The organism is Vibrio sp. L85, assembly GCF_963871815.1.
GTDB lineage: Bacteria > Pseudomonadota > Gammaproteobacteria > Enterobacterales > Vibrionaceae > Vibrio > Vibrio harveyi.
The window spans coordinates 114,514-129,501 of record NZ_CAWMYL010000234.1 but is presented as its reverse complement, the minus strand read 5'-3'; the positions used below and the strand labels follow the sequence as shown (position 1 = coordinate 129,501).

The 14,988-nt window shown below is 44.8% G+C and carries 14 protein-coding genes, 1 tRNA gene and 1 pseudogene; 9 read left to right on the top strand and 7 right to left on the bottom strand.

What is annotated here, in order from left to right; all coding sequences use genetic code 11:
- Positions 1 to 87: 87 nt before the first annotated feature.
- Positions 88 to 1,308: a multifunctional CCA addition/repair protein gene (locus AACR11_RS21925; protein ID WP_079324445.1), complete on the top strand. Its 1,221-nt coding sequence runs from the start codon at positions 88 to 90 to the stop codon at positions 1,306 to 1,308.
- Between the two features lie 78 nt (positions 1,309 to 1,386).
- On the opposite strand, the gene AACR11_RS21920 is transcribed toward AACR11_RS21925, so the two are convergent.
- From AACR11_RS21920 to folB, 3 genes are read right to left on the bottom strand one after another with little or no spacing between them, the layout of a single operon-like run.
- The gene (locus tag AACR11_RS21920) at positions 1,387 to 2,190 is read right to left on the bottom strand and encodes an undecaprenyl-diphosphate phosphatase (RefSeq protein ID WP_009697588.1); all 804 of its coding nucleotides are present in this window, start codon (positions 2,188 to 2,190) and stop codon (positions 1,387 to 1,389) included.
- Between the two features lie 15 nt (positions 2,191 to 2,205).
- Positions 2,206 to 2,688 (bottom strand): 2-amino-4-hydroxy-6-hydroxymethyldihydropteridine diphosphokinase, encoded by a 483-nt coding sequence (gene folK / locus AACR11_RS21915; RefSeq protein ID WP_005450416.1) that lies wholly within the window; start codon positions 2,686 to 2,688, stop codon positions 2,206 to 2,208.
- Positions 2,685 to 3,044, bottom strand: a complete 360-nt coding sequence (gene folB, locus AACR11_RS21910; RefSeq protein WP_005436044.1) for a bifunctional dihydroneopterin aldolase/7,8-dihydroneopterin epimerase — start codon at positions 3,042 to 3,044, stop codon at positions 2,685 to 2,687. Before folB ends, folK begins: the two co-directional genes overlap by 4 nt.
- Positions 3,045 to 3,309: 265 nt before the next feature.
- Here folB and plsY point away from each other — a divergent pair, with 265 nt between their 5' ends.
- Positions 3,310 to 3,921, top strand: coding sequence for a glycerol-3-phosphate 1-O-acyltransferase PlsY (gene plsY / locus AACR11_RS21905; protein WP_005450419.1), 612 nt, complete (start codon positions 3,310 to 3,312; stop codon positions 3,919 to 3,921).
- Between the two features lie 39 nt (positions 3,922 to 3,960).
- On the opposite strand, the gene AACR11_RS21900 is transcribed toward plsY, so the two are convergent.
- Positions 3,961 to 4,779, bottom strand: a complete 819-nt coding sequence (locus AACR11_RS21900; protein ID WP_079324443.1) for an alpha/beta fold hydrolase — start codon at positions 4,777 to 4,779, stop codon at positions 3,961 to 3,963.
- Between the two features lie 187 nt (positions 4,780 to 4,966).
- Positions 4,967 to 5,983 carry a tRNA (adenosine(37)-N6)-threonylcarbamoyltransferase complex transferase subunit TsaD gene (gene tsaD, locus AACR11_RS21895; RefSeq protein ID WP_079324441.1) on the bottom strand — a complete coding sequence of 339 codons (1,017 nt, stop codon included), beginning with the start codon at positions 5,981 to 5,983 and terminating at the stop codon, positions 4,967 to 4,969.
- A gap of 230 nt (positions 5,984 to 6,213) precedes the next feature.
- On the opposite strand from tsaD, the gene rpsU reads away from it, so the two are divergent.
- The 5 genes from rpsU to AACR11_RS21870 all read left to right on the top strand — a co-directional run bounded on the left by rpsU (position 6,214) and on the right by AACR11_RS21870 (position 10,993).
- On the top strand, positions 6,214 to 6,429 hold the full coding sequence (gene rpsU / locus AACR11_RS21890; RefSeq protein WP_001145625.1) for a 30S ribosomal protein S21: 216 nt from the start codon (positions 6,214 to 6,216) through the stop codon (positions 6,427 to 6,429).
- A gap of 28 nt (positions 6,430 to 6,457) precedes the next feature.
- Entirely contained in the window at positions 6,458 to 6,901 is a 444-nt protein-coding gene (locus AACR11_RS21885) for a GatB/YqeY domain-containing protein (protein ID WP_005450424.1), read from the top strand.
- A gap of 148 nt (positions 6,902 to 7,049) precedes the next feature.
- A complete protein-coding gene (gene dnaG, locus AACR11_RS21880; protein WP_017190063.1) occupies positions 7,050 to 8,810 on the top strand; it encodes a DNA primase in 1,761 nt (586 codons plus the stop codon).
- A gap of 99 nt (positions 8,811 to 8,909) precedes the next feature.
- Entirely contained in the window at positions 8,910 to 10,772 is a 1,863-nt protein-coding gene (rpoD, locus tag AACR11_RS21875; protein ID WP_005450428.1) for an RNA polymerase sigma factor RpoD, read from the top strand.
- A gap of 145 nt (positions 10,773 to 10,917) precedes the next feature.
- Positions 10,918 to 10,993, top strand: a tRNA-Ile gene (locus AACR11_RS21870).
- A gap of 113 nt (positions 10,994 to 11,106) precedes the next feature.
- Here the strand turns inward: AACR11_RS21870 and AACR11_RS21865 are convergent.
- Positions 11,107 to 11,379, bottom strand: coding sequence for a hypothetical protein (locus tag AACR11_RS21865; RefSeq protein WP_009698831.1), 273 nt, complete (start codon positions 11,377 to 11,379; stop codon positions 11,107 to 11,109).
- Between the two features lie 229 nt (positions 11,380 to 11,608).
- Positions 11,609 to 12,328, bottom strand: a complete 720-nt coding sequence (locus AACR11_RS21860; protein ID WP_005450432.1) for an SIMPL domain-containing protein — start codon at positions 12,326 to 12,328, stop codon at positions 11,609 to 11,611.
- 163 nt (positions 12,329 to 12,491) lie between these two features.
- Between AACR11_RS21860 and AACR11_RS21855 the strand changes: the two genes are divergently transcribed.
- Together AACR11_RS21855 and AACR11_RS21850 are read left to right on the top strand one after the other, a co-directional pair.
- Positions 12,492 to 12,785: a hypothetical protein gene (locus tag AACR11_RS21855; RefSeq protein ID WP_029788809.1), complete on the top strand. Its 294-nt coding sequence runs from the start codon at positions 12,492 to 12,494 to the stop codon at positions 12,783 to 12,785.
- Between the two features lie 143 nt (positions 12,786 to 12,928).
- Positions 12,929 to 14,677, top strand: a pseudogene (locus AACR11_RS21850) (lysophospholipid acyltransferase family protein).
- The last annotated feature ends 311 nt before the right edge of the window (positions 14,678 to 14,988 follow it).

Genomic DNA, 14,988 nt, shown 5'->3' with positions numbered 1-14,988 from the left:
AAAGCGCTAAGTTCTTTTAGAAGTAAAGAAAAGTACCATTGCTTGCTACAATGTCCAACGTCAGATCGATAAATTAAGAGGTAATCCGTGCAAGTTTATTTAGTTGGTGGAGCAGTTCGAGATCATTTGCTTGGAATAGATAGCTACGACAAAGACTGGGTTGTAGTTGGAGCAACGCCGGAAATCATGCTTAGCCAAGGCTATACTGCGGTTGGAAAAGATTTTCCTGTGTTCTTACACCCTAAGAGCAAAGAAGAACATGCCCTTGCACGAACCGAAAGAAAATCTGGCGCAGGCTACACTGGCTTTGATTGCTTTTTCGATCAAAGTGTCACATTAGAAGACGATCTGATCCGTCGTGACCTCACTATCAATGCGATGGCAATGGATAATGACGGCAAGTTGTACGACCCCCATGGTGGCCAGCAAGACCTGCAAGCTAAAGTGCTGCGCCATGTTTCGAATGCCTTTATCGAAGATCCACTGCGTGTTTTGCGTGTCGCACGCTTTGCTGCAAAGTTAGCCCACTTAGGCTTTAGTGTCGCAGAAGAAACCATGCTGCTGATGCGCAATATGGCAGAATCAGGAGAACTGAGCACGCTGACACCAGAACGCGTTTGGCAAGAATGGCACAAATCATTGTCCACTGCTCGACCTGACCTATTCTTATCAGTGCTTAGAGATTGCGGTGCATTAGCGGTTGTCTTGCCTGAAATTGATGCATTGTTTGGGGTCCCTCAACCAGAGAAGTGGCACCCGGAGATTGATACTGGTATCCACACCTTAATGGTGGCTGAGCAAGCAGCAAAACTCAGTGATTCACTGCCAGTTCGATTTGCTGCACAAGTGCATGATTTAGGTAAAGGCATAACGCCTGAAAAGGAATGGCCGAGCCATAAGATGCATTGCCATACCGGTTTGAAGCTAATCAAAAAGCTGTGCGATCGTGTACGCGTACCTAATGAGTTCCGCGACTTAGCATTAATGGTGTGCGAGCAGCACTCCAATATTCATCGAGCGGCTGAGCTTAAACCTCAAACCGTCATCAAAATTCTCAATAAGTTTGATGTTTGGCGTAAATCCGAACGCTTGCAAGATATCTTAATTTGCTGCCAAGCCGATCACGCAGGTCGTAAAGGATTAGAACTGCAACCCTACCCGCAAGCAGAATTGTTTATGCAAGCCTATAAAGCGGCGGCATCAGTCGATGTGCAAGCCATTATTAAAGACGGTTTTCAAGGACCTGCTATTCGTGATGAACAAGAGAAGCGCCGTGTAGAAGCGGTTAGAATTGCATTAGGCAAATAAGCCCGACAAAGCAGGTAGACAGACAAAAACGCCCGCAATTAAAAGCGGGCGTTTTTATTTCAGTTTTAGCTGCTCAACTTAAGCCGTTAGCAAGAAGGCGAATAAACCGAAACCTAGAATCAGACGGTAAATCACAAATGGCGTCATACCCATACGTGAAATCATCTTCAGGAAGAAGTGGATACAAATGTACGCACTGATAAAGGAAGTCACAATACCGGTTAGCAGGAAGCCAACGTGTACAGGCTCGCCACTTGTTACCAGTTTCAAGCCTAGGTAACCACCAGCCAAGGTGATGATTGGAATCGACATCAGAAACGAGAAACGCGCCGCTGCTTCACGAGTAAAGCCAAGGTACAAAGCCGCAGTAATCGTGGCACCAGAACGAGAAGTGCCAGGGATCATAGCAAGCGCCTGAGCGATACCAATAAATAGCGCTTTCTTCCAACCCGTTTGGTATTCATCGGCAACCAGTTTTGCATTCTTGTCTACCCACCAAAGTAGCAGACCAAAAATGATGGTCGTCGTTGCAATTACATAGGCACTGCGCAAATAGATCTCAATGATATCTTTCATCAACAAACCAAATACACATGCAGGAATCGTAGCCAGCACGATCATCCATGCTAATTTGGCTTCTTTACTGCGATCACCCTTAAAGATAGAAGCAAATAGCGCTTGGAATAGCGTGATGACTTCTTGTCGGAAGTAAATCACAACGGCCATTAACGTACCAACGTGAACAGCAACATCAAATGCCAGACCTTGGTCTTCCCAACCAAGAATGGCAGAAGGCAGGATCAAATGGGCAGAGCTGGAAATTGGCAAAAACTCTGTCAGACCCTGAATCAGAGCCAAAATAAAGGCTTCAAAGTAACTCATGTAAACAACTCAAAATTAAAGTGAAAAAGAAACTGGTTTGAGTGAATCGACTGGCTGCATCGCCTGCCAAATATCTGCGATTGTTCTTCCATCGCCGGGGATCACCAATTGAGGTTCGAGATCATACAGGGGCTTTGTTACAAAAGGATATTTGTAGATATCACTGCGAGGTAGCTCAGGTTTTTGTGGCGAAATGCATTCACCGAACAAGACTATATCGAGATCTAAGGTTCGATCCTGATACTTTTGCGCGTTTTCTTCGCGCCCCCACTGAAATTCAATCTCGCGTAAGTGGTGACTCAACTCTTCGAGTGATAGCTTCGTGGAGAAACTAATCACGAAGTTGTAGAAGTTTTGACTACTAAAGCCGATTGGCTCGCATTCATATATCGGAGAAACACACAGATCGCAGCCTAGCTTTTGCAACTCTTGATAAGCTACTCGCGCGTGCTGCTCTCTTTCTATATTGGTGCCTACTCCGATATACGTTTTGATCATGCCTGACCTCGCTCAATCACAACGCCAACTGCGCGTGCTTGAGGCACCGCACCAGGCTTCGCCAAACGAATTTTCACCCAAGGTACAGAGAAACGTTGCATGATAAGTTCTGCAACTTCTTCTGCGACACGCTCAACCAACAAGAAACGACCATTTTCGATGTGATTCAACACCGCTTCACTCACTTGTGAGTAATCCAACGCATCTTGAACATCATCACTCTTACCCGCAGGTTTGTTGTCGTGTGCCATTTCGATATCCAGAACCAGCTTTTGCTTGATTTGCTGTTCCCAATCGTAAACGCCGATGGTGGTGATTACTTCTAACTGTTCAATAAAAACTTTATCCAGAGCCATCTTATGTCCTTCTTTTACAGAGGTCGGATACCCGATTTGGGCAAATTGATCGTACTATTCTATACCCAAGCAACCTACTATGACCTTTCACTCTGTAAATTGGCTGAAAAAGTCGCTTGGGTATAAACTGCGAAGACTCTTTATATACAAGAAATCCCATAATGCAAGCTCTATCGCAGAGAGTATTTTTGCTCAAAGCCGAATCGCGGTATGATAGCAATTACTCAGGAACTGAGCATTAAATTCCAATCCATCAAGGACTTCTATGGACGCACTGGCACTAATAATGACAATGGCAGCCTATTTGCTGGGTTCTATCTCCAGCGCAGTGCTAATTTGTCGTTTATTAAGACTGCCGGATCCGCGTAAAGTGGGCTCTAACAATCCTGGAGCAACCAATGTCCTGCGTATCGGAGGCAAAGGTGCAGCGGCGGCAGTGTTGCTGTTCGACATGCTCAAAGGAACAATTCCGGTTTGGAGCGGCTACTTTCTTGGTATCGACCCAATCATCCTTGGCGTTATTGCCATTGCAGCGTGCCTTGGTCACATGTACCCAATATTTTTCCACTTTAAGGGGGGTAAAGGTGTCGCAACAGCACTTGGTGCAATAGCCCCTATTGGATTGGATCTGACTGGGCTGGTCATGCTGACTTGGTTATCGGTCGCTTTGTTGTTTCGCTACTCTTCTCTAGCTGCACTTGTTACGGTACTCGTTACGCCCTTCTATGCTTGGATGTTCAAACCGCAGTACACCTTACCTGTCGCGATGCTTTGTTGTTTGATCGTGTTTAAACATCATCAGAATATTCGCCGCTTATTGTCAGGGGAAGAACCCAAGATTGGTGAAAAGAAATTGGTAGAAAAAAACTCGGCGTAATGCCGAGTTTTTTGTTTATTCAATCGTTACTTGAAAAAATTACGACGCATGCACTTTATTCAAGAAATCCAACAACATCTGGTTGACGATTTCTGACTGTTCCAATGAACTGATATGACCCGCGTCAGGGATCTCAACCAACTCACTGCCAGTGATGCAATCGTTCATTAAGTAAGATTCAAATACTGGACGAGGCTTATCCTCGCGACCAACCGCAATCAAGGTTGGCAATGCAAACATCTCTGCATCTTCGATAACGTCACGACGCCCAAACACCATACGCCCAATACGAGCTACTTCGACCGCGCGCTCACCTTGCAATGCTTCAAGACTTTGCTTGAATGATGCCACAAGTTCAGGATTGGCTTGCTCTGCGTTGTTGGCAAAGAACAGCGGTGTGACAGCCTCAACGATCGGTGCTGGTACGGCTTGAACTTGGCTTATCGCATCCAACATCGCAAAGTATTTCTTATGTGTAACTTCAGGTTCCAAACCGATGAATGTATCCATAAGAACCAGAGATTTAACACGTTGAGGAGCTTGTGACGTCAGCTCTGCTCCCCACATCCCACCAACCGATAAACCAACAATAGAGAATTGTTCGATCTCCAAATGATCCATGAGTGCCAGCATATGTTGAGCGTAATCGACTAAAGATCGTGTCGAAGCAGGCGCGGCGTCCGACTCACCATGCGCCCATAGATCAGGCACGATACAACGATATGATTGGCTCAACACTTCAATCTGTGGAGCCCACATTTGGTTATCCCACAAGTAGCTGTGACCAAACAGCAATACAGGACCTTCGCCCTTATCTAGGTAAGCAAGCTGCTGACCTTCAATTTCAAACTTATTCATTGTTATATCCATTTATTATTCTTCGGCACAATCCTATCACTGAAACGAAACAAAACTGCTCGCATCAGTTAGGCTCTTACAATCAATTACACAAGGTCTTTCAATTAGCTAGTTAAAAATAAAGGCCTCTGATGAGCAGAGACCTTTATCGTGTTGAATATATTTCAAACCTTCAGTAGAAGTTTGATTACGCGATTGGCGTAAGCTGATCGATAGGCCAACGCGGACGCGCTTCTACCGACATATCTGCCACTTCACCGTTTTTCAGGCGTTGCATACCTGCGTATGCGATCATCGCGCCATTGTCCGTACAGAACTCAGTGCGTGGGTAGTAAACTTCACCACCAACTTTCTTCGCCAGTTTTTCAAGTTCAGCACGCAGACGACGGTTAGCACTTACACCGCCAGCAATAACAATGCGCTTCATAGCCGTTTGCTCAAGTGCGCGCTTACATTTAATTGCCAGCGTAGCACATACCGCTTCTTCGAATGCGTAAGCGATATCAGCGCGAGTTTGTTCATCATCACCGTTTGCAGCAATCGTGTTTGCCGTGAAAGTTTTTAGACCTGAGAAACTCATGTCCAAACCTGGCACATTCGTCATTGGACGTGGGAATTTAAAGCGACCCGGAGTACCTTTTTCAGCCAACTTAGATAACAGTGGACCACCAGGGTAATCCAAGCCCATTAGCTTCGCAGTCTTATCGAATGCTTCACCCGCCGCATCATCAATAGATTCGCCTAGGATTTTGTACTCGCCGATGCCTTTAACTTCAACCATCATTGAGTGACCACCCGATACCAATACCGCCACAAATGGGAACGGTGGTGGGTTATCTTCTAGCATAGGCGCCAGTAGGTGACCTTCCATATGGTGAACAGGCACCGCAGGCACACCCCAAGCATAAGCAATACTGCGACCGATAGTGGCACCGACAAGCAATGCACCTACCAAACCCGGACCTGCCGTGTATGCAACACCGTCGATGTCTTTGGAAGTCAGATTCGCTTCTTTCAGAGCCTCTTTAATAAGAGGAATGGTTTTCTTAACATGGTCACGTGAAGCCAACTCAGGCACCACGCCGCCGTAATCTGCGTGAAGTTTTACTTGGCTGTAAAGCTTGTGTGATAAAAGACCTTTCTCATCGTCATAAATCGCGATGCCAGTCTCGTCACAAGAGGTTTCAATACCAATAATGCGCATGGTTTTCTCAGTGTGCTTTCTATATAGAGGAAATTTGGGCGTCATATTACCCTGCCTTGGTGCTTCAAACAAATTTTGTACAGACAATAGGCGATAAAACGCTTTACAAAGCTGTGTTGATCGGATTAAAATTCCGCACCATTTTTGATCAAGCTGGTAACTGACCAAACAATTGTGATTTGGTTCATTAAATTCCAGCGTTAACGAATAACCCCTGAGGTGAAAGGCATATGCCAGTAGTTAAAGTACGTGAAAACGAACCGTTCGACGTTGCTCTACGTCGTTTCAAGCGCTCTTGCGAAAAAGCAGGTATCCTTTCTGAAGTGCGTCGTCGTGAGCACTACGAAAAACCAACTACAGTTCGCAAACGCGCTAAAGCAGCAGCTCAAAAGCGTCACGCTAAGAAGCTAGCTCGCGAAAACGCTCGTCGCGTTCGCCTGTACTAATAACTGAGCTCCGGAAAGGAATTTAGTTATGGCTCTGATTGATAAACTCAAAGAAGAGCAAAAATTAGCGATGAAAGCCAAGGACAAATTGCGCCTTGGTACTATTCGTTTAGCTCTATCTGCAATTAAGCAACGTGAAGTTGACGAACAGATTACTCTGGGCGACGACGACATTCTTGCTGTGTTGACCAAGATGGTTAAACAACGTCGCGACTCTGTAACGCAATTTGAAGCAGCAGGTCGTCAAGATCTTGCGGATGCGGAACAAGCTGAAATTACCGTTCTTGAGGACTTTATGCCTCAACCACTGACAGACGAAGAAGTTGCAGCTCTTATTGAGAGCGCAGTTGCTGAATCTGGCGCAGCTGGCATGCAAGACATGGGCAAAGTAATGGGCGTTCTGAAACCGCAAATTCAAGGGCGTGCAGATATGGGTAAAGTAAGCGGTTTAGTTCGCGCTAAATTGGCTTAATACCCCACCCAATTGCAGCAAGCCGTGCTATCCTTTGGAACGCACGGCTTGTTTGTATCTGGCAGAATGGAATAACAAAAAGCCGCACACATGCTTTTCTCTGTAACCCATTCACACCAATCATGATTTTCTTTTTTTGTTAGGTTTTATGGCTGGACACATCCCTCGTAGTTTTATTGATGACCTCCTAGCTCGACTCGATATTGTCGATATCATCGACGCGCGCGTGAAACTTAAGAAAAAAGGCAAAAACTACGGCGCTTGCTGCCCTTTCCATAACGAAAAGACACCGTCATTCAGCGTTAGCCAAGAAAAGCAGTTTTATCACTGTTTTGGTTGTGGCGTGCATGGCAATGCCATCGACTTCATTATGGAGTTCGAACGCCTAGACTTTGTCGAAGCCATTGAAGAACTGGCATCTTATCTTGGATTAGATGTACCACGCGAACAACGCAGTGGTGGTGGCGGTCAATTTAACTCAGGACCACAAGCCAGCAGCAGCGAAAAACGTAGTCTCTACGATATCATGGGCAGCATTGCTCAGTTCTATCGTAACCAACTCAAGCAGCCAACAAGTAAAGTGGCGATTGAGTACCTAAAAGACCGCGGTTTGTCGGGTGAAATCGTACAGAAGTTTGGCATCGGCTATGTGGCGGATGAATGGGACTTAGTCCGTAAAAACTTTGGTCAGAACAAAGACAATCAAGACATGCTTGTGACTGGCGGCATGTTGATCGAGAACGACAAAGGTAACCGCTATGACCGCTTCCGTGGTCGTATCATGTTCCCCATTCGTGATCGCCGTGGTCGAGTGATTGGATTTGGCGGTCGCGTACTTGGCGACGGCACACCAAAATATCTGAACTCACCAGAAACGCCTATCTTCCATAAAGGTAAAGAGCTTTATGGTCTTTACGAAGTGCTACAAGCATATCGTGAACCACCACGAATTTTGGTGGTTGAAGGTTATATGGATGTTGTCGCGTTGGCGCAATATGGCGTAGATTACTCTGTCGCCTCTTTGGGCACGTCAACCACTGGCGACCACATTCAAATGCTGTTTAGGCAAACGAATACCGTCGTATGTTGTTACGATGGTGACCGAGCAGGTAAAGAAGCCGCATGGCGCGCGCTAGAAAATGCACTTCAGTACCTTAAAACGGGTAATACATTGAAGTTCCTGTTCTTACCTGACGGTGAAGACCCTGACAGCTACGTTCGAAAATATGGCAAGCAAGCCTTCGAACAGCAAATAGAACAAGCCACACCGCTTTCGAGTTATCTCTTTGATAACCTGATTGAATTACACCAAATCAACTTGGGTAATAATGAAGGTAAATCAGCACTACGAGCCTATGCGAGTGCATTGATTGACAAGATTCCTGATCCCTATTTTCAGGAGTTACTCGAAAAGCTGCTTGATGAACGCACGGGTTTTGATAACCGCTTACGTCAACCACGTAAAAAGACGGGTGAAAGTCGACCTCAGCCGCACAAAGAGATCAAACGAACTCCGATGCGCGAGGTAATCGCTCTACTTATTCAGAATCCGAGCTATGCTCAAATGGTACCAGATCTTTCCTCAGTGAGAGATTTATCCATACCAGGCCTAAGTTTATTTGTTGATGTACTTGATAAATGTCAGGCGCATCCCCATATCAACACTGGCCAATTATTAGAGCATTGGCGAAACAGCCAAAATGAGACCCTTCTGTCTCGTCTCGCGAGCTGGGATATTCCCCTCGATGAAGACAACCAAGAAGAAATATTTTTAGACTCACTGGATAAAATTATTGCCCAGTGCGTAGAAAAACAAATTGAAAACCTGCAGGCCAAAGCAAGAAGTGTCGGTTTATCAGCCGAAGAGAAAAGGGAGCTGCTAGCTTTGATGCTAGATTTAAAAGCGTAACCCTGTTTAATTAGTCAGCAACAATTTAATTTGTTATAGTAAGTGGTTTGCATTTCGCATACTGATTCCTTCACCAGATTACGAAGTTGGATACCGTCTATGGATCAAAATCCGCAGTCACAGCTAAAGTTACTTGTTATTAAAGGCAAGGAACAAGGCTATCTGACCTACGCCGAAGTAAACGACCACCTACCTGCTGAAATCGTAGATTCAGAACAGGTAGAAGACATCATTCAGATGATCAACGACATGGGTATCAAGGTAGTAGAAACTGCTCCTGATGCTGATGATCTTGCACTGAACGATGACACAAACATCACCGATGAAGATGCAGCTGAAGCTGCAGCAGCAGCACTTTCTAGCGTAGAAAGTGAAATTGGTCGTACAACAGACCCAGTGCGCATGTACATGCGTGAAATGGGTACTGTAGAGCTGCTGACTCGCGAAGGCGAAATCGACATCGCAAAACGTATTGAAGAAGGTATTAACCAAGTTCAATCGTCTGTTGCTGAATACCCTGGCACTATCCCATACATTCTTGAGCAGTTTGACAAAGTTCAAGCAGAAGAACTTCGTCTAACTGACCTAATCTCTGGATTTGTTGACCCTGATGCAGACGACACAGCTGCACCAACAGCGACGCACATCGGTTCTGAACTAACTGAATCTCAGCTAGAAGAAGAAGACGAAGAAGACGTTGATGAAGACGAAGAAAGTGATGACGATTCAGATGACTCTGAAGAAGATGTAGGTATCGACCCAGAGCTTGCGCTTGAGAAATTCAACCAGCTACGCAGCACATACCAAAACCTTCAGCTTGCAATCAACGAGCACGGTTACGAAAGCCCGAAAGCAACAGTAGCTAACGAGTTGATGCTAGACGTATTCAAAGAATTCCGTCTAACACCAAAACAGTTCGACCACTTAGTGAATGAACTGCGCACAGCAATGGATCGCGTTCGTACTCAAGAACGTCTGATCATGAAGTCTGCAGTTGAATACGGCAAAATGCCGAAGAAGTCGTTCATCGCGCTGTTCACAGGTAACGAATCAAGCGAAGCATGGTTAGATGAAATCCTATCATCTGACAAGCCATACGCTGAGAAGATCAAACGTAACGAAGAAGAAATCCGTCGTTCAATCGCTAAACTAAAAATGATTGAAGAAGAGACTTCTCTGAACGTTCAAAACATTAAAGACATCAGCCGTCGTATGTCTATCGGTGAAGCGAAAGCTCGCCGTGCGAAGAAAGAGATGGTTGAGGCGAACTTACGTCTAGTAATTTCTATCGCTAAAAAGTACACCAACCGTGGTCTACAGTTCTTGGACCTAATCCAAGAAGGTAACATCGGTCTGATGAAAGCGGTAGATAAGTTCGAATACCGTCGTGGTTACAAGTTCTCGACTTACGCAACGTGGTGGATCCGTCAGGCAATCACTCGTTCAATCGCGGATCAAGCACGTACGATTCGTATTCCGGTACACATGATCGAAACGATCAACAAGCTAAACCGTATCTCTCGTCAAATGCTACAAGAGATGGGGCGTGAGCCGTTACCGGAAGAACTGGCAGAACGTATGCAAATGCCAGAAGACAAGATTCGTAAAGTACTGAAGATCGCTAAAGAGCCAATCTCTATGGAGACACCAATCGGTGACGACGAAGATTCGCATCTAGGTGATTTCATCGAAGATACTACGCTAGAGCTACCACTAGATTCTGCTACGGCAACGAGCCTGAAAATGGCAACGAAAGACGTACTTGCAGGTCTAACACCACGTGAAGCAAAAGTACTTCGTATGCGCTTTGGTATCGACATGAACACTGACCATACTCTAGAAGAAGTAGGTAAGCAGTTCGACGTTACTCGTGAACGTATCCGTCAGATCGAAGCGAAAGCACTACGTAAACTACGTCACCCAAGCCGCTCAGAAACACTGCGCAGCTTCCTAGACGAGTAATCGAAGCGATTAAAATCAAAAAAGGTGACCAATGGGTCGCCTTTTTTATTATCTGTGAAGCTAAGTGAATAAAAACTAAGCGCAATTGCCCCACCTAGTGGCTAGACACCTCGCAACGCTTCCCCTATAATCGTTGACCTATTAAGGCCCCTTAGCTCAGTGGTTAGAGCAGTCGACTCATAATCGATTGGTCCCCAGTTCAAGTCTGGGAGGGGCCACCATATTCCGAAAGGCTCGTAGAGAAATCTACGGGCCTTTGTTGTATCTGGAAGATAGAGATTCCATCCAATATCCTCATCGCAAGCCAAGCACTTACGTTTAGGTTTATTTCCAGCTAAGGGCGCTCTAACTCAAGCTTGCTGACCTGATACTCTTCTGTTGCTGAAACTAAGCCGGGACGGTTAATCACTTTCCATAAGAAATAAGGCGGGATCAGGAATGCGATAAAGTAGAACGATTCATGGAAAAAAATATGGGCAATATTCTCTTGATGTTCGCACAGCGCTACAAGAGCGCAGAAGTCCAGTAAGATACTCAATACTCCGAATACCACAGAGACAACAATGGTTAAGCCTAACAACTCTCTGAGGTAATGTTTAAAGGCCATTCTAGTAATTCCTTCTAGCTAATAAGTGCGGTCAAAATTACGCCTCTAACTCCTTCTGTGAATTGACTTTTATCAACTTCATTGCCAAACAAATAAGAACTTAGTTTTATAAAAGATCACTTGCATAAACGAGAAAACCTACAGCACTTATAATGCAATCGATTGAGCATAAAAAAGCCACTCAAATGACTGGCTTGTGAGATTGGGTTGAAACTTGAGATAATCTTGCTTAGTCCGATAGGTAATACTGAACAGTTGAAACAACGCGTACCTTCTTGATGTAAGGCGTATTGCTATCTCGGTCATAAATTGAGAACTGACCTTGTGTCGCTCGCTTAATTTTACCGAGCGAGCTCTGTGAGTCTTTAGCAAACTTTTCTGCTACTTCTCGTGCATTCTTCGTCGCTTCCTCAATCATATCAGGCTTAATCTCGTTAAGCTTAGTAAAGCTGTACTCCACACGATTCGAGTAAGGATCTTGGTTTAATAAAACGCCCTGTTTGCCTAGCTCGCCAATTTCATTGATTGCTGCTCTCACCAAATCAATATTCTGACTGTAAACCGTCACAGTTCGGTTTGCGAGGTAGCGATATTCGATATCTTGCTCACTACCATATTGCTGAGCTTTACGGTCAATGACAGCTGGTGATGACAGAGAGAAGTTTGATTCATTCAGTCCTTTTGCCACAAGAAAATCAATGACCAGCTTAGTCTGCTGATCAATGTCATCAAACATTGCGGTCATATCATTACTCGCCACAGTAAATTGAATAGGCCAAATTACTGTATCCGCTGGGTACTCTCGCTCAGACAAGCCTTTCACCGTAACCACACGTTCATACGCTTTGTATTTCACCGCAGTCTGCTGGATAAAGAAACCCAACACTCCCAAACCAATAATTAGGCACAGCCCTAACCATATTGACGCTTTGTTGGAAACGTTCTCCATTCATCCTCCTGATTTCGTTAAACCAATCAATTTGTTATGCAGATAAGATAGCCTACGAATGGCAAAAAAATAGCGACCAAAAGCTAAATTTCTGTCATATCACTCGAAATGATGAAGACAATAACATAAAATCGAACAGCGTTTTATTATTGAGTTTATCATCATGTTGAAAACAAAGTTAATGCTTCTTATTAGTGGTGTCTTCATCTCAACTTCTTGTTTTAGTGCCAACAATATGACCTCTGAAGACCCAACAATTGATAAGCAAATCACCGAAGAAAATACGCATGAAGAGCGAACATTGGCTTGCGAAGAAGAGCCTTGTGGAACCAAGGGGTTTGATGGTCATCTACTATTGGAAAATGAACCAACCAAACAGGTATTAAGCTCTATAGAGTCAATCAGTAAAACTCTTAACGCCATGAGCGTCCTGATGTTTGCCGGTGATAAATCATAAACAAACTCCCCTCATAAATCTGGGTGAATAGCCTTTGTTCAATAAAGCTTCACGGCTTTGTCATCAAAGGCTCATGCTTTTGCCTCTGAACTGTCATCTGTAATTTCTACCATCCAATCAGCAACTTGTACGCTGAGGTAAATATGGATAGTTCGACCCCCTTTCGTCTCCCTCGTAAAACGCCATTTGGCATTGGTGAAAATGTTACTGAATGGGCAACGGGTTTAAACCAACTTGATAAGTTCTACGCCCAACGACCTATCAATGCCGACACCAAAACCTTTCTCCGCTTTACCCTGGATATCTTGGGCATCAATTATCGTATCACTCATGGTTCACTCGACTCTGTTCCTAAGCAAGGTGCAACCGTCATTGTGGCGAACCACCCTCTAGGGTGTGTGGAAGGCGTGATTTTGGCGGAGCTGCTATTGATGGTCAGGGGTGATATTCAAATTTTAGCCAATCAATACCTTAAGACCGTTCCTGAGCTGGATCAGCTCTTCATTGGCGTCGATGTATTTGAAGGCAAAGACGCTGTCAAATCCAACATGAAAGCGCTTAGAGCAGCCAACAAGCATCTGGCTAATGGTGGCTTATTACTCGTCTTTCCTGCCGGTGAAGTATCGCAATTAGTCGATGCGAAACCACAACGTTTAGAAGACAAAGAGTGGAGCCGCAGTGTCAGTAGCCTTATCCGCAAAAACAAAGCGACTACAGTTCCAGTCTTTATCAGTGGTCAAAATTCCAAACGCTTTTACATGGCGGGGAAAATCCACCCACTTTTGCGCACCCTAATGCTTGGTCGAGAGCTATTGAACAAACACGCACAAACCATCAAGCTTTCGTTTGGGCAAGCCATAAAATTTAAAGAACTCAACACACTTAACGATGATCAGGTCGTGAACTATTTGCGCCTCAATACTTATTTACTTAATCGTGACACCCAACCAATCAAGCCCTCGTCCTCTTCGGAAATGCTCTCTCCAATTGCGGCAGGGTTACCCATAGGCGAATTGCTTGGAGAGCTGAACAACCTACCAGAAGAAGCAAAGCTACTCGAAAGTGGAGAGTTCGATGTCTATTGTGCTGAGGCGAAGAGCATTCCTTCTCTACTGCATGAAATTGGTCGTCTACGTGAATTCAATTTTCGTCAAGTTGGTGAAGGCACTGGATTAGCGATAGATATTGATCACTTCGATCATGACTATCTGCACCTATTTGTGTGGGACAGAGAAAACCAATGCTTGGTCGGCGCTTATCGCTTAGGTCTGGTTGATCAACTGATTGAGAAGCGTGGTGTAGAAGGTCTGTATTCACGTACGCTGTTTAACTATGACCAGTGCTTTTTAAATCAGATGGGAAAATCGATCGAGATGGGGCGTTCGGTGATCGCTCAGCAATATCAAAAGAGCATGAGTGCATTATTGCTACTGTGGAAAGGCATTGCGACCTTCGTACATCAAAACCCAGATTACACACACCTATTTGGTCCAGTCAGTATCAGCAATGACTACAGCGACACAGCACGCCAGTTGTTGGCTCAATCAATGACACTGCACCACTATGACAAAGACTGTGCGTAATACGTCACGCCATCTAACCCTCTGCCAGAGAACCATCGTGGTTGGAATACCAGCATGCTTACGGCATTAGGCGATTTACAACTGCTGTTTCGAGTGATTGCCAGAATTGACGAAGGGAAAGGCGTGCCAGTGTTGTTACGTCAGTATTTAAGTCTCAACGGCAAGCTGGTTTGCTTCAATGTAGACCCAGCATTCAACAACGCTTTGGATGGATTGATCATGGTTGACTTGCGTAATGTCCAAGAAAAAACATTAGCACGGTACATGGGGGGCGAGCAGGCTCACCGTTACTTAGGTCAACACCGCTGAGTATTGAAATATCCATGAAAAGTGCGTTTTCATGGATAGAATGAAGCCCTAGAGCAATGCACTTCTAATCTTTCTATCACTAATGACATATCACTGCGTGAAGTGGCTCGAAAAGACATTCATCAACGCAATTTATCAAAACCTTAGCGATGACATTGGTCACGCTAATTACGTCAAAAACTTTCACAAATCACCAAACCAGATATAGATCACACTTACAAGACCAAGCAATACAACACAAAGTGTGACATTGATCGCTTGCGGTATTTAATTCGGATTTCAAAAGAAATCAAAAGTGATCTAAATCACAA

Excerpts from the sequence above, each read along its gene's own strand:
- AACR11_RS21920 (WP_009697588.1), bottom strand. The coding sequence starts at position 2,190 with ATGAGTTACTTTGAAGCCTTTATTTTGGCTCTGATTCAGGGTCTGACA.
- folK (WP_005450416.1), bottom strand. The coding sequence starts at position 2,688 with ATGATCAAAACGTATATCGGAGTAGGCACCAATATAGAAAGAGAGCAG.
- folB (WP_005436044.1), bottom strand. The coding sequence starts at position 3,044 with ATGGCTCTGGATAAAGTTTTTATTGAACAGTTAGAAGTAATCACCACC.
- plsY (WP_005450419.1), top strand. The coding sequence starts at position 3,310 with ATGGACGCACTGGCACTAATAATGACAATGGCAGCCTATTTGCTGGGT.
- AACR11_RS21900 (WP_079324443.1), bottom strand. The coding sequence starts at position 4,779 with ATGAATAAGTTTGAAATTGAAGGTCAGCAGCTTGCTTACCTAGATAAG.
- tsaD (WP_079324441.1), bottom strand. The coding sequence starts at position 5,983 with ATGCGCATTATTGGTATTGAAACCTCTTGTGACGAGACTGGCATCGCG.
- rpsU (WP_001145625.1), top strand. The coding sequence starts at position 6,214 with ATGCCAGTAGTTAAAGTACGTGAAAACGAACCGTTCGACGTTGCTCTA.
- AACR11_RS21885 (WP_005450424.1), top strand. The coding sequence starts at position 6,458 with ATGGCTCTGATTGATAAACTCAAAGAAGAGCAAAAATTAGCGATGAAA.
- dnaG (WP_017190063.1), top strand. The coding sequence starts at position 7,050 with ATGGCTGGACACATCCCTCGTAGTTTTATTGATGACCTCCTAGCTCGA.
- rpoD (WP_005450428.1), top strand. The coding sequence starts at position 8,910 with ATGGATCAAAATCCGCAGTCACAGCTAAAGTTACTTGTTATTAAAGGC.
- AACR11_RS21865 (WP_009698831.1), bottom strand. The coding sequence starts at position 11,379 with ATGGCCTTTAAACATTACCTCAGAGAGTTGTTAGGCTTAACCATTGTT.
- AACR11_RS21860 (WP_005450432.1), bottom strand. The coding sequence starts at position 12,328 with ATGGAGAACGTTTCCAACAAAGCGTCAATATGGTTAGGGCTGTGCCTA.
- AACR11_RS21855 (WP_029788809.1), top strand. The coding sequence starts at position 12,492 with ATGTTGAAAACAAAGTTAATGCTTCTTATTAGTGGTGTCTTCATCTCA.